Origin of the sequence: Sporolactobacillus pectinivorans (assembly GCF_002802965.1) — a bacterium.
GTDB classification, from domain to species: domain Bacteria; phylum Bacillota; class Bacilli; order Bacillales; family Sporolactobacillaceae; genus Sporolactobacillus; species Sporolactobacillus pectinivorans.
In genome coordinates this window covers 1,567,342-1,581,056 of record NZ_NXGA01000001.1, presented here as the reverse complement: position 1 = coordinate 1,581,056, position 13,715 = coordinate 1,567,342, and the positions used below count along the sequence as shown (strand labels likewise).

The following is a 13,715-nucleotide window of genomic DNA, read 5'->3' as shown; positions in this document are numbered from 1 at the left end:
TCGGTTTAAAAAGGAGGAAAGATTATGAGCGGTTTGCAGAGAACATGCCTGACTCTTATCGTTCTCGGAGGCATTAACTGGGGACTGATCGGCTTCTTTCAATTCGATCTTATCGCAGCGATATTCGGCGGAACGTATACGGCGCTGGCTCGAATCATTTACGGTATTGTCGGCCTTTGTGCGTTGTACTCCCTCACGTTGCTGTTCAAGCCCAGCGAAGAACTGGAACACAGGCGCGAAACGGAAACCCACTAAGCAGCGCACGCCATGAAAAAAGATCCCCGGATTGGGGATCTTTTTATTTATACTATAAGAAAGTATAAAATTTTAGCGGATTATAGTATAAGCGCAACTAAGGCTCAGCCTGCGCCAGAGGCTATCCGTCTCACTGTCATTGATGATCTTTCTTGCCCAATCATACATCTCATCCTTCAGCCAGATACGGATCGGTACCGGAAAACCAAGCTTTTTCCGGAAAAGGATTGAATCCGGAACGATCCCGCGCATTGCTTCGCGGAATGCGTATTTCGTCGTGCCGTCCGCCGTCTTGAGGGATGCGGAGAGCGTCCGGGCGACGTCAAATACCTCTTTATCCAAAAAAGGAACGCGCAATTCGAGCGAATTTGCCATCGTCATGCGGTCCGCTACCACGAGTATATCCCCGCGCAGCCAGGTTTCAATATCTACCAGCTGCATCTGGTCAAGCTTGTTATTCTCTGACGCCTGTCTGTATATTGGATTCGTGATATCTGTAAACGGTGTTTGTTCAGAAAAAGTTTTCAGCACATATTTCTTTTCTTCTTCACTAAATATAAACGCATTGCCGACATAACGTTCAGCAAGCGGCGTTGTCCCCCGCAGCAGGTAGCTCCGCCCTTTCATGCCAACCGGCAGTCGGGACGCGAATGCGTGCAGCAATCCCTTCCCCGGTTTCGGAACTGCATCAAACCATTTTAATGAGATCGGTTCACGGTAGATAGTATAGCCACCGAACAGCTCATCGGAGCCTTCACCAGAGAGCACAACCTTCACATATTTTCTGGCTTCGCGGGCAACAAAGTAATTTGGAATAGCCGCCGGATCCGCCAGCGGGTCGTCCATATGCCAGACGATTTTCGGCAGCTCCTTCATGCACATCTCAGGTGAGATTTCAAGCGCATAGTTTTCGACGCCGAGTTTCTCTGCCGAATCCCGGGCAATGTCGATCTCATTGTACCCCTTGCTGGCAAAACCGACCGTGAACGTTTTGATATTTTTATTAAAACGTTTGGCAAGCGCGACAATACTTGTCGAATCAATGCCGCTTGACAGGAAAGCGCCGACCGGCACATCACTTCTCATGTGCATTTTCACAGAGTCAATCAGCACATCCTGTATCTTTTTCTTCGCTTCATCAAGCGTCTGGTTCACCGGTGCAAAAGCGGGCTCCCAGAAAGCCTTGTTCTGCAACGGCTCCCCGTTTTTCTTAAGCAGATAATGTCCCGGTTCCAGGCTTTTAATATTTTCCGCAAGAGTACAGGGTTCAGGGACAAATTGGAAAGTAAGATAATACTGAAGTGCCTGCTTGGACACGGGGTGCTTATCCTCGTCGATCAGCAGGCTTTTCTTTTCAGATGCGAAGAAAATCCCATCTTCCTTTTGCATGTAGTAAAATGGTTTAATGCCAAAATGGTCACGGGCGGCAAATAACGTTCGTTCCTGTTTGTCCCAAATAATAAAGGCAAACATGCCGCGAAAACATTTAACACATGCCTCTCCCCGGTCCGCATACAGAGCAACGATGACCTCGGTATCTGAAGTCGTATTGAATGTGTACCCCTTTTCAATCAGTTCATTTCTAAGTTCCACATAATTATAAACTTCACCATTATAGATGATGTAATAGCGTTCATTCTCATAAGGAAGCGGTTGATGGCCGCCCGCCAGGTCAATAATGCTCAGCCTGCGGAAGGCAAGCTGTACCTGATCATCGGTATAATAGCCCGCATCGTCGGGACCGCGATGATTGATCATATCCGCACGTGCGGTCATCGCATTTTGCTCATTGTTTCCCGGTTCAAGATCATTGTTATTTGCAATATAGCCGCAAAATCCGCACATAATAAACGTCCCCCTTCAGTACTGCCAGCATTCGCAGTAAATGATGGCGCCCCATAAACAATGTGGCCATGCCAATAACTAAGTTTATCATTCAAAAGAACAAAATCATAGCAATGGCGGCGCATTTCTCAGGAAAAGTTTATTTTATTCTGCGGAACATTGTTTCAATCGTCCTGTGAATTTCTGTCATCCACAAAAAAATCTGTGATTGGCACCTTTAAGATCATCGCAACCTTTGCGAGCATTTCAGCTGAAATCTTGCTGTGTCCCGTTTCCAGATAGTAATAACCGTTAGGACTGCCGTACCCTAATTTTGAGGACATTTGTTCCAGTGACATTTGCTTTTTCCGCAACTTTTTCATTTTTTTTAGATCTACTGTCAGCATCGCAATCCGGCTCCTCTTGATTACCATTACGGTAATTTATGCTCAGATAATAACATATTTGGCATGATTTTTCATCTTTTAATTTCCCATTTGGCAAATAAAACGGTTGATAAAAGGTATCGTGATAAAATTTCATTTGTTTGGAACTTTATCATTTCTTCTGAATCACCAAAAATGCCGGACGGGAGGATCAACCTTCGTGGGAAACATGCTCGGTCACAGAATACGTTTCCTTCGCGATGAGAAGAACTTGTCGCAAGTGGAAATGGCTGATCAACTGAATATCTCGAACGTCCAGCTGAACCGCTACGAATCCGGCGCACGTAAACCTGATCCCGAAATGCTCGTCCAGATTGCTGACTATCTCAATGTCTCGACTGACTATCTTCTCGGCCGTATTCCGGCTGTTCAGGAAACCCCGTCTTCCTATTTCAGTAAAGAAGAAACTCAACTCATGGATCAGATCAGACAGGTGCCAGATTTGTTTTCTTTTGTCCAGGACCTGACCATGCATCCGGATGAAACAAACCAGCTGATGAAAATTTGGACTATAATTCGGAAAGAGTAGTGTTTCTTTCCTTATCATTCCAATTTTTAACGAAACCATTAATGTTTTCAGATGTTTAAGCCGAACTTAAAAAGGGATTCGAAGCATCGATGGGCTTCGAATCCCTTTTTAAATTTATCCATTTATTCAGACCAGCACCAGATCACAGCAAATTCAGTTTTCCTTTTTTCAGCAAAAGTCCGACTCCGCCCAGTTCCAGCAGGTACCGGTCGTCGATCACTTTCTTCATTGCAGCCGCAGGCATACCCTTCAGCTTCTTGTCAAAAACAACGCCGATCGCCTGCTTCTCTCCAAGCGACGCGACCGTCCCTCTTTCTTTGTAAACAAACGGCTCGGTTTCTTCACCCTTGATCAGATGTCTGAGGTTCTTAGCAACCAGATCGCCCTCCTGGACCGCGATCTGTGCGGTCGGGGGATAAGGGCGTTCGCCTTCTTTTGGGAAGAAAACGGCAACATCGCCAACCGCGAAAACATGGTCGTCATCTGGGGCGCGCAGATCTTTGTTAACCTGAATTTTGCCGCGGTTTGTTTCAAAACCGGAATCAGCAGGAATATGGCTGGCTTTAACGCCGCCTGTCCAGACGACTGTACCAGCTTTGATTTCTTCCATTTCCTCAGCATCCTTTTTCTGTACCAGAACGCCGTCATGGGTTGCTTCCTTAATGAATGTTCCAAGCTTGAACGCAACGCCTTTACTTTCCAGATATTTTTGGGCATATTCTGCTAAGTCTCGTTCAAATGGCGGCAATATGAGCGGCAGCCCTTCGACATCGATAATCTTCACCTTTTCCGGATCGATATCATATTCTTTGCAAAGATCCGGGATACGGTCCACAAGCTCACCAAGGAATTCAATACCGCTCAGCCCGGCACCGCCGACAACGATTGTCAGATCACTGTCTTTGGCATCCGGATCATTGTTAAAACTCGCGAATTTATACTCGATATGTTCGCGAATCCTTCTTGCCGTATTGACACTTCGGATGGCGAATGCATTTTCTTCTAAACCTTTAATACCAAACGTATTCGATTCGAAGCCCAGACCGATTACTAAATAATCGTAATCGAGTGCTCCATTTTTCAGAATTACTTTTTTATTTTCCTTATCAATAGATCTGACTGAATCCTGGACAAAGTTCACACGCTTTGTATTGATCACGTTTTTGATCAGCATTCGCGTCCGGTCATGATGGATGGTCCCCGCAGCAGCTTCATGCAACCATGTTGTCTGGTAGTGGTAATTGTGCTTATTTACAAGCGTAATATCCGCATCTTCTACTCCCAGTTCCTTAGTTAACCGTACTGCTGTTATCATGCCGCCATATCCCGCGCCGATGATTAGAATTTTAGGCTTGCTCATTTTTCACAGCCACCTTTATCTTAATATTATTAGAGAGCGTTCGGAAAGTCACTGAATGATATGCGGCGAATCTCTTCGTCACTTCACCCCTTTTTGAACAAACTCTATTGTTAAAAATTATTTTTCAAAATAAAAAATACAGATAAAAAGGTCTCCACAATTTATAATATGTCTTTTTTGTTAACAATTCAAGAATAACAAATATGGAAAAACTGTATCACAAGAAATGGGCATTAAAGTGATGATTATGTATGAATTAATGACTTTTACGGCCGACAATAAATAAATTTCCCTTTTTATCTCCTTTTTTTGCAAAAAAATATCCTTGACAATTTTCAGGATAAATTTCTCATTCGAAAAAAGACTCAGAGCGCGCAGCCAGACAGTTGGTCGCCTTGAGTCTTTTTTAGAGATATTTTTCTAAAGTATTATCTTAACGCAGTTTTTGTGAAATTTTATCTGCCAAATGATCAAGTTTCTTGGAAAGCCGTGATAATTCTTCGGATGAATAGACATCCTTAATCTTCTCAGCCATTCCCTGGATATCTTCTTTAGCAGCGTTGATTTCTTCAATAATGGGATTTGAGAGATCCTCATCGTCGACCATATTCACGTGAACCCTGATCCGCGACAAATCCCTGAGGCTCTTCTTGACCTTGTTCAATTGTTTGTTCAGCCTTTCCTGCATTGAGAAAGAATTGTCCTTTTCATCAATATTGAGTTCTTCCTTCAGCGCATCCTGAAGAATTCGTGAATAATTCAGTCCGGCTGTTTTAGCCGCATCATCCAGCCACTTGGGAATTGTCAGTGTTTTTTTAACGGCCTGGCTCTCCATTTTTTTCCGGAACGGAGGCATCCATGCTTCAATAACCGTTACAAACTGAGTTTCATCTGTCTGAAGTGCTGTAACTTCCGATGGTTCAGGAATTTCATCCCCGTTTTCTTCCATCCTGTAAAGATGCTGAGCCAGAGCTTCTCTGGCGTTCGCAAATCCTTCTTCAAGAGACGGGGCTGAGGATTCGCAGCCGGGCAGATCAGGAAACTCAATGGCTACTTCATCATTGCCACGGGTGAATACCGCCGGATAAACATATTGATCTTTGCTCATATTAATCACCTCTCATTTATTATAACACGTATCAAATACGTGTAAAGTATTTATTTTTATACGTGTAATAGTCTGTGCAATGATTGCGGAAAGGATACCAAGATTAATTTATGACCATCAGCAGTGATTTGAAATCCCCTTATTTTTACGAAAAGCGAAATATTTTGGATACAGGTGAAATGACGCATGAAAAGCGATATTCTTGGATAATGGACGATAAGGTTCATGGGGTTTTACAGGATTAAAAAAGCATCTCTTAGTGATTCATCACCGAAAGATGCTTTTACCATGATCGATTATTATCCGAACTTAACCGAATCGGTCATTGGGAAAAATCGTATTTTTTTCCTGCAATTTCTTGCAAGCTTATTTTCTGATTAACAGTCGCACTGTTTCGCAGGCTCGCCTTCATTCTCCGCTGTCTTAAACGAATGTCCGCAGCCGCACGTTGAGATCGCGTTCGGATTGTCGATCATGAACCCGCCGCCCTGCAAATTCTGTTTGAAATCGATAGTCACACCATCCAGCAGAGGAGCACTATTTTTGTCAACAACTACTTTCAGGCCGTTATTTTCGAAGGCCTGGTCGCCTTCGATGATTTTATCATCAAAACCCATGCCGTAGGTCAGCCCGGAGCATCCGCCACCGCCGACACCGACACGAAGGAATAAATCCTCACCCGGTTCCTCACTGATCATTTCTTTCACTCGAAAATTTGCCGCTTCAGTCAAGGTAATGTTCATCCTGCTCATCTCCTTTACATTTTAAGCTTATTATAGCGTGATGTGACATTAATCACAATCCATTTACTGACCGTTTTTTTCTCTGAAATAATACGTCCCCTGGCAGATTGTCTCAGCACCGCCGGTCATCATCACGTGATTGGACGCCGAAAGCCACTCGATGATCAGGTCGCCGCCTGCAAGATGAACAGTCACCGGGCAGTCTTTCTTAATGCGCGACTCAAGGATTGACGCGACAACTGAAGCACAGGCACCCGTGCCGCAAGCTTGTGTGATGCCTGAACCACGTTCCCATACGCGGTAATCCGCCTCGTGATCGGACAGCGGATGGGCGAAACCAACATTCACGCCGTTTGGAAAAAGCGGATAGGTGTCGGCGAGCAGCGATCCTAATTGATGAATGGGAGCAGTCGCCACATCATCTACAAAAAACAGAGCATGCGGATTGCCCATAGATACAGCCGTAAACGAGTAAACCGTACCGTCGATTTCCAGCGGTTCACGGATCACCACGCTGCCCGGATCCCCTCCGGCAACCGGAATGCTGCCGCGGCTGAGAATCGGTTCCCCCATATCGATGGTCACTTCGTCAACTGCCCCGTCGTGCAGATGAATTTCGGCCTCTTTATTTCCTGATAAGGTTTCAATCATAAATCGGCGGGAATCGACCAGCCGGTGCTCGTAAGCATATTTTGCCACGCAGCGCAGGCCGTTCCCGCAGTTTTTCGCCTCGGAGCCGTCTTTGTTGAATATTCTCATTTGCACATCGGCTCTTTCTGACGGCAGAATCATAATCAGCCCATCAGACCCGATCCCCTTGTATGGATCAGAGACCTGCTGTGCGAGTTCGGCATAAGAAGGAATATCGAAGTCGTTCGTTATGCCGTCCAGATAGATATAACAATTTCCAAGGCCATGCATTTTTGTAAACGGGTAAGCTCTTCCCAACATTCGTCACTCTCCGGTTGCATCATCTGAGGGCTGCTGAAGCCCATATATAATCACTGTCCATGCTCTCGACCACAATTTTTTCATGGCAGCAGGGCATCACGATATGCGTTTTAATGCCCTCGAATGCCTCATCAACAGCTTTTTTCTTTATCGGTATCAAAACAGGCGACGCATGGCAGAACGGGCATTCTTCAAAATAAATATCATTCATCACACGTTCATAGGGCCAGCTGTGGTGAAAATCAAGCATGGCATTCCCTTCTTTCTGACGGATGACCGCTTTTGATGATCTATTGTAGCACGGACACGTCCATTCGTCATGCAGCGACACCCGCATATTTTATCCGCGCTGCACGATCATTGTTCTCCGCTTCCTGATTCGCTCACTGTCAGACCGTTTTTTTCCAGGAAAAGCAGGACCGGCTTTAGCGAAATAAATCCCTCTCCCAGTACTTCGCTCCCGGAAACAAGAAGCGGAAAAAAATAGTCATCAGATTTGATTTTTTCACAGAAATAGCGGTCTTTTTCCGTTTCAGGCTGAAAAATATCAACATACCGCACAGGTAGCGGTTTGCCAAATTTGCGTACCAGCGCCGCTTCCAGCCATTCAGCCGTTGCCTTTGACGGGGGCGCCTGGGCGCAGCTGGCACATACAGCCTCAGCTCCATAAACTGTAAGATCCAAAGGGCTCGCCTCCGATGGCTTGTTATATTTATTAATATAACATGAACAGCATAGCCGTCACAGTGTATGTTCCCGTTCTAGCACAAATATTAGATTTTCAGGCAGAAACACGATATAATGACAGTTATAAGCAATGAGGAAGGAGTGTTTCCGATGTACAATCAGGTTGAAGAAGTGCTTGAAAAGCTTCGTCCTTTTCTATTGCGTGACGGCGGAGATGTTGAATTGCTTGACGTCGAGGATGGCATCGTCCGCGTTCGCCTGCTTGGGGCCTGTGAAAACTGCCCAAGCTCGACACTTACTTTAAAAGCCGGCATTGAGCGGGCCCTAATAGATAATATTCCCGGAGTCAAGGAACTGGAGCAGGTTTTTTAATTTTGTCCAAAATGAGAAGCAGGACAAAAGCTGCAGGGTATCCGTTCGTTTTTATAAAGGCCGCCAACTGAGAAAACTCGGTTTTTTGATACCGAGATGAATTTGCCGCAAATAATTCAAACCGCCCGAATAATAAATCGGGCGGTTTTCTGTATCTTCTCAGGCTGAGGTCCGGGCCAGCCATTCCGGCACTTTAATCGCTGAATAGCGGCGCGACAAAAAATAAAGCATGCGTTCCTGACGCTCGGCCCTGTCCTCGTTAAGAAGCATCACGTCATTCAGTAAATGACGGTCTTCACGCCCCTGGCTGAAAAAATACCGCTCACAACATTCAACATAGGGAAGCGGAAACAGCAGCTTTCCAAAGAGATTGGCGGCCGTCTGCCTACTTAATGGAAAGCGGTTCTCATAGTCGTCCAGAAAAGCTTCTGCGGCAGTATTTTGAGCGGGAGCCTCTCCGTTCCATGCCAGAAGCCGCAGCCATTCCGCAAGATCCCGTGAGCGATCATCAGCGACCCACAGTGCCGGATTTTCCGGAATCAGGGAATCTACCCCGGAAAAACGGTAATGGCTGAGCGCCATCGGTTCCGGATTTGGAAAATCGAGCGAGGTATCGACCAGATACTGGATCGCGTTTTCTGCACATCCTGAAAAATAAAGAAAATTGCCGAGAAATCCTCTTTCAAATGTTGTCGGTTCTTTTTTCTTCAGAATTTCCCGATGTTTTGCTCCGAGTGCATCCATGCGGCTGGAAAGCCCATCTATCCGGCTATTAAGAGGGGATTCTGGGAAATTGCGGATATCTGCCCCCTGTGAGCTGATATGAAACTCTGCCAGCATTGCCCCAAGATGATCATCAGTTATTTGACGTTCGCCGGGAAAAACCATCAATACGGACGGTGTCCCGTTCACGTCAAGGGTATACCCCCCTTTCTTGGTCCGAACCATCCGGTAATAAGGCAGTGTCGTATTTTGGCTCAGATACTCTGCCGCCTGTGCCAGTGCCTCAAAATTCCGATGGTAGAAATGATCGGCAGGCTGAAAAAAAAGCCGAAGCGATCCTGTTTCCGTCACATCCAAAAGATAATTCTGATCGACCAGTGCCTGCAGATTGGCCTGCCCTGACATACAGATGCCCCCATATCGTTTTCTCACTAGTCTATGCAAAAGGAATGGGGCGCAGGCTATTTTTCAGCGAAAAACAAATACCGTTCCTTTTTTCAGGAACGGTACAGCTCGTCGGATTGTGGTGTTTTTTTCTAATGAGGTTTCCTTTTTGTAGTCTTTTTTTCGATTCGGAGCGTCTTTCATCAATTTCAGTGTCCCTTGAACTGGTTCAGTGTAATTTCCGAATAAACAATGGTTCAGCCGCTAAAGGATACTATTTTAATTTAAAACTGCCACTCACTCAAGGAATGAAGGGCATAGGTCGGCTGCACCGATTTCATCTTCAATGCCTGTTCTGAGGTGACACCTGTTAGAACAATCAGCGAATCGAGACCGGAACGAATACCGGCCATAATATCTGTATCGTAATTATCCCCAATCATCAGCGTCCGTTCCTTGGACGTACCGATTTTTTTCAGAGCCAGTTCAATGATGATCGGTTCAGGTTTCCCGATGAACACCGGTGCAACACCGGTTGACACACTGATAACTGACGTCAGAGAGCCGTTCCCCGGCATCAGACCCCGTTCATTAGGCAGCGCCACATCCGGATTAGTCGAGACAAATTTGGCACCGGCGCGAACCGCCAGGCATGCTTTTGCATACTTTTCGTAGGTGATCTGCCTGTCCATGCCGAAAGCGACATAATCCGGATGATTCTCCTCATATCTTAGATTTTCAAGCTCCATCGCCTGTTTTAAACCGTCTTCACCGATATAGTACACAGAGGCATTTTCCTTTTGTGATTTTATGTAACTGGCTGTCGCTATACTCGTTGTCAGGACATCATTCGCTGTGCAGGGGATGCCGAAGCCGCTTAGCTGTTCCGCTACCGCCTCTTTAGTCCGTGTTGAATTATTAGTCACAAACAGATAACGAAGCCCTTTTTCTTTTAATGTTTTAACAAAATCTACTGCTTCAGGGATCCTTTCCTTGCCGCGGTAAACCGTTCCATCTAAATCCAGCAAAAAAGCGTCATAAGTCTTTCCCATTCATGAACCTCCAGTTTCTCTACGCTGTTATTCTTTTTTCCGTTCTGGTGTGAAAGCTGATACAGGACCCAGTTCCTGTTCTAAATATGCTGTAACCCGCGCTGAAAATTGTTTCAGAGCAGCCGCATTTTTTTCGATGACCGTGATCAGCAGGCCGTGGTCAATGGCCGTATAATCCTGAACAAGCATTTTGCGCAGGCCGACCACTTGCCTGATTGACGATGCCTCTTCATGCGGCAGCACTGATTCGTCTTCCAGAATGTCAATGACGTCTTCATACCCGCCGGGATCCCGCATGATGAATCCGTCAATCATCTGATTGCCCACATCAATGATTGACTCAATCAGGTTCTGGGCTATACGTTCAAGCGCAAGCTCAGCCACTGATGTATTCCAGTTTTCCCGATCAAAAATTTCAAGCAGCCGCCCGAGATAATCCAGTATTTTTTTAATATTGCTGCGATCCACAAAGTACATGCCGGTCCCCTCTTTTTTATACTATAAGAAAGTATAAAATTTTATCGGATTATAGTATAAGCGGCCGAATAGCCATCGGATCTTCAACTAAGGGATCTTCGACTAAGAACGTGCACGTCCTGTGCACAACGTCGAAGTCACCGCATCCTGCGGAAGTACGTCCCGTGGCATGTTCGGCATTAGGCGCCATCCATGGACGTCACAACTAAGGCTTTGCCTGCACCAGAGGCTTGGCTTTGCCAAGTTTTCTTTATCGATTCCTGTACAAAGCCCTGCAGAAAAACGCTGCCGGCAGGATCAGATTCATTAATTCACGTTTTTTGCACAGACTACGTGCTAAGCGGTGAAACAAACGGCCTAGGTACAATGAACAATCAGGCTGGAGTGGATCGTTATCACTCAGCGGAATCACAGTACCCCTGAAATCCGCAGAATCATTCTTATTTTCCAGCCATTTTTTTCAAAACAAAATAGGCACAGCCAAAACCGCAATACTCAATCAGGTAATCCACCAGGGTGCTGATTTTAGTATCAAAGGTCGATTTTTGATTGTCATCATCATAAAAGCCGCGAAGGCGGAGCTGGTCGTAGCCCCAATCTCCGACGATATAATCAAATTTATCGAGGATGTCGCTGTATCTTTTGATGAAGGCTTCTTCATTCCAGCCATTACGCACCTCCTCAATAAGTTCATACCGGTGATGATCGATGGAAACCGTAGTATCAACCAACGGAACTTTCCCCTCTTTCTGGATTTCCGAACTGCCGCTGCATACGGGCAGAAACAGAATGTCCGGCCGTCCTGGTTCACATTTTCAGGTACCGACGGATCTCTTTATTTAACAACATTATAACAGATCATGGAGACATTCGAAAAATTGGTTGAATTTCATCCATTGGTAATGAATCCTATTTTTGTAATTGCAGAAGGGGATGAGTTCATGAAGAACAACTTTTCAAAACACATCTTATGCCTTGTCACCGTCCTGATCTTATGGACAAACACGGTCTCGGCAAACGTAAAGGCCCCAGGTGATCCGGCAAAATACCGTAAAGCTCTGTATCTGAAAACCGCCGCACTTACCGGTGTCCCATGGACAATTCTTGCCGGGTGTGACCAGTATGCGCGCAATATCACCGGAACTGCACCAGATAGTGCCGCCATCAGCCTGAATGATACCGATAGAGATTGGGTCGGCATTTTCAACCAGAATATTCATGACAGAGATCCGGTCTCCATCGCCTTTTTCGGCGGAGCGGGAAAAGACGGAAACGGTGACGGTGAAGCCAATCCCGGAGATCCGGAAGACCGGATCCTCTCATTCGCCGATCAGATTGCTGCGTACGGACCGGGGGAACAGAACAACAGAATCGCTATCTGGAACTATTTTCACAGGGGAAAAGCCGTCGAGCTGATTGAAGACTTTGCCCGTGTTTTTGAAAAATTCAATACCGTCGCCCTTACAGGCCATGATTTTCCGCTGCCCCTGAAAGCCAACTACGATTATGAATCAACATGGGGCGCAAGACGCGGCTGGGGCGGACTGCGCATCCATGAAGGAACCGATCTTTTCGCGGACTACGGTACACCGGTACACGCAACAGCCTACGGTATCATAGAGATGATCGGCTGGAATAAATACGGCGGATGGCGGATCGGGCTCCGAGATCTTCAGGGCAATTATCATTATTTTGCCCATCTGAATGGCTACGCAAAAGGTATCCATCAAGGAATGGTGACAGAACCCGGACAGACGATCGGCTATGTCGGCAGTTCGGGATATGGTCCGAAGGGAACTATGGGTAAATTTCCCCCGCATCTTCATTATGGATTCTATCACGATAACGGAATCACCGAATATTCGATTGATCCCTATCCCTTGCTCCGCGTATGGGAGAGACAGGAAAAGCAAAAGAAGAAGTGAAACCTCTTCCCCATTGAGTCATTGGCCAGAACTTGACGGACTTTTACCTCCGGTGTTGGGAGGATTAACAGGAATGGAAGGTGTTATACTACCGCCATTCGAGCTATAGAAATACGGCACACTTTGAGGCAGCACTTTTGAGCCGATCGGAATTTGCTGAGCAATCGTTTTCGTCTGGATCGCAAACGGGACGATGACATCAACGGTAACCCGTACATCCAGATAAACCATAAAAATAATATTATTGATGCCGATGTTTTTGTAGCTCCAGCGAATATCCGACTGGACATTGCTGACTACATCCATATGGACAGGCACTCTTGGTCCGTAATTACTGAGCAGCGCGTTATTTAAAATCTGTCCGAGCGGAATATCGGCAACAATGCCATTATTTTGATTGCTATTCTGATAGACGAGATCGGCGCCAGGCCCGTTGGTCATCGATATATTTCCTTTTTCAGCCGCCCTGAGGAACCACAGGATACGGTTTGAAATGATGCCTTTTATTCGGTTAACCTCGGCAGGATCCAGGTCATAATCGCTCACTGTATTCTGCGCTGTACGATGCGTTACGATCAGCTTCCCGGTATCAATCCCCGGCTGCTGATTCGGATCGTTCGCATCCGTAACATTAGACAGGACATTTTCTCCGATTCCGTAATTGATCGCGTAGTTACCCAGCTGTTCGGCCTGAGTCACTGCAATACTCATCAGAGCGGGTTTCATTTGTTCATTGACCAACCATATTCCGCCGGATGTAAAAAGGATAAACAGAATAAGCGAGAGAAAAAACACCCTTTTAGCCGGCATCGTTCTCCTTCTGTATCGTCTGCTGGGCTTAAACATGACAAACCCCCTTCACATCATCTATATGCTGAT

17 protein-coding genes are annotated in these 13,715 nt (G+C 46.0%); 4 read left to right on the top strand and 13 right to left on the bottom strand.

The features are described from left to right. Positions 1-24 precede the first annotated feature (24 nt). On the top strand, positions 25-255 hold the full coding sequence (locus COP04_RS07620; protein ID WP_100487422.1) for a DUF378 domain-containing protein: 231 nt from the start codon (positions 25-27) through the stop codon (positions 253-255). Positions 256-327: 72 nt separating this feature from the next. On the opposite strand, the gene asnB is transcribed toward COP04_RS07620, so the two are convergent. Together asnB and COP04_RS07610 are read right to left on the bottom strand one after the other, a co-directional pair. After that, positions 328-2,100, bottom strand: coding sequence for an asparagine synthase (glutamine-hydrolyzing) (gene asnB / locus COP04_RS07615; RefSeq protein ID WP_100487421.1), 1,773 nt, complete (start codon positions 2,098-2,100; stop codon positions 328-330). 164 nt (positions 2,101-2,264) lie between these two features. Beyond that, entirely contained in the window at positions 2,265-2,486 is a 222-nt protein-coding gene (locus tag COP04_RS07610) for a helix-turn-helix domain-containing protein (RefSeq protein WP_100487420.1), read from the bottom strand. Positions 2,487-2,694: 208 nt separating this feature from the next. Here COP04_RS07610 and COP04_RS07605 point away from each other — a divergent pair, with 208 nt between their 5' ends. Next, positions 2,695-3,054, top strand: coding sequence for a helix-turn-helix domain-containing protein (locus tag COP04_RS07605; protein ID WP_100489585.1), 360 nt, complete (start codon positions 2,695-2,697; stop codon positions 3,052-3,054). Positions 3,055-3,196: 142 nt separating this feature from the next. Here the strand turns inward: COP04_RS07605 and COP04_RS07600 are convergent, their stop codons facing one another. From COP04_RS07600 to COP04_RS07575, 6 genes are all read right to left on the bottom strand, one after another. Further along, positions 3,197-4,414, bottom strand: coding sequence for an NAD(P)/FAD-dependent oxidoreductase (locus COP04_RS07600; protein WP_100487419.1), 1,218 nt, complete (start codon positions 4,412-4,414; stop codon positions 3,197-3,199). 433 nt (positions 4,415-4,847) lie between these two features. Then, entirely contained in the window at positions 4,848-5,522 is a 675-nt protein-coding gene (locus tag COP04_RS07595; protein WP_100487418.1) for a type II toxin-antitoxin system HicB family antitoxin, read from the bottom strand. Positions 5,523-5,899: 377 nt separating this feature from the next. Next, on the bottom strand, positions 5,900-6,265 hold the full coding sequence (locus COP04_RS07590; protein WP_100487417.1) for a HesB/IscA family protein: 366 nt from the start codon (positions 6,263-6,265) through the stop codon (positions 5,900-5,902). Between the two features lie 63 nt (positions 6,266-6,328). Continuing rightward, positions 6,329-7,216: a diaminopimelate epimerase gene (dapF, locus tag COP04_RS07585; RefSeq protein ID WP_193437401.1), complete on the bottom strand. Its 888-nt coding sequence runs from the start codon at positions 7,214-7,216 to the stop codon at positions 6,329-6,331. Positions 7,217-7,235: 19 nt separating this feature from the next. Beyond that, positions 7,236-7,466 (bottom strand): hypothetical protein, encoded by a 231-nt coding sequence (locus COP04_RS07580; RefSeq protein ID WP_100487416.1) that lies wholly within the window; start codon positions 7,464-7,466, stop codon positions 7,236-7,238. A gap of 107 nt (positions 7,467-7,573) precedes the next feature. Beyond that, the gene (locus tag COP04_RS07575; RefSeq protein WP_100487415.1) at positions 7,574-7,900 is read right to left on the bottom strand and encodes a DUF1462 family protein; all 327 of its coding nucleotides are present in this window, start codon (positions 7,898-7,900) and stop codon (positions 7,574-7,576) included. Between the two features lie 153 nt (positions 7,901-8,053). Here COP04_RS07575 and COP04_RS07570 point away from each other — a divergent pair, with 153 nt between their 5' ends. Further along, positions 8,054-8,275 carry a NifU family protein gene (locus COP04_RS07570; RefSeq protein ID WP_100487414.1) on the top strand — a complete coding sequence of 74 codons (222 nt, stop codon included), beginning with the start codon at positions 8,054-8,056 and terminating at the stop codon, positions 8,273-8,275. Positions 8,276-8,434: 159 nt separating this feature from the next. Here the strand turns inward: COP04_RS07570 and COP04_RS07565 are convergent, their stop codons facing one another. From COP04_RS07565 to COP04_RS07550, 4 genes are all read right to left on the bottom strand, one after another. Beyond that, positions 8,435-9,403 (bottom strand): protein kinase family protein, encoded by a 969-nt coding sequence (locus COP04_RS07565; protein ID WP_100487413.1) that lies wholly within the window; start codon positions 9,401-9,403, stop codon positions 8,435-8,437. Positions 9,404-9,666: 263 nt separating this feature from the next. Further along, entirely contained in the window at positions 9,667-10,434 is a 768-nt protein-coding gene (locus COP04_RS07560) for a TIGR01457 family HAD-type hydrolase (protein WP_100487412.1), read from the bottom strand. Positions 10,435-10,461: 27 nt separating this feature from the next. After that, positions 10,462-10,911 (bottom strand): type VII toxin-antitoxin system HepT family RNase toxin, encoded by a 450-nt coding sequence (gene hepT / locus COP04_RS07555; protein ID WP_100487411.1) that lies wholly within the window; start codon positions 10,909-10,911, stop codon positions 10,462-10,464. A gap of 440 nt (positions 10,912-11,351) precedes the next feature. After that, positions 11,352-11,642, bottom strand: a complete 291-nt coding sequence (locus COP04_RS07550; protein WP_100487410.1) for a YutD family protein — start codon at positions 11,640-11,642, stop codon at positions 11,352-11,354. A gap of 210 nt (positions 11,643-11,852) precedes the next feature. On the opposite strand from COP04_RS07550, the gene COP04_RS07545 reads away from it, so the two are divergent. Further along, complete coding sequence (locus COP04_RS07545; RefSeq protein WP_100489583.1) at positions 11,853-12,836, top strand: M23 family metallopeptidase; 984 nt, start codon at positions 11,853-11,855, stop codon at positions 12,834-12,836. An 18-nt stretch (positions 12,837-12,854) separates the two neighbouring features. Here COP04_RS07545 and yunB read toward each other — a convergent pair whose 3' ends face one another. Beyond that, complete coding sequence (gene yunB / locus COP04_RS07540; RefSeq protein ID WP_100487409.1) at positions 12,855-13,682, bottom strand: sporulation protein YunB; 828 nt, start codon at positions 13,680-13,682, stop codon at positions 12,855-12,857. Positions 13,683-13,715: the final 33 nt, after the last annotated feature.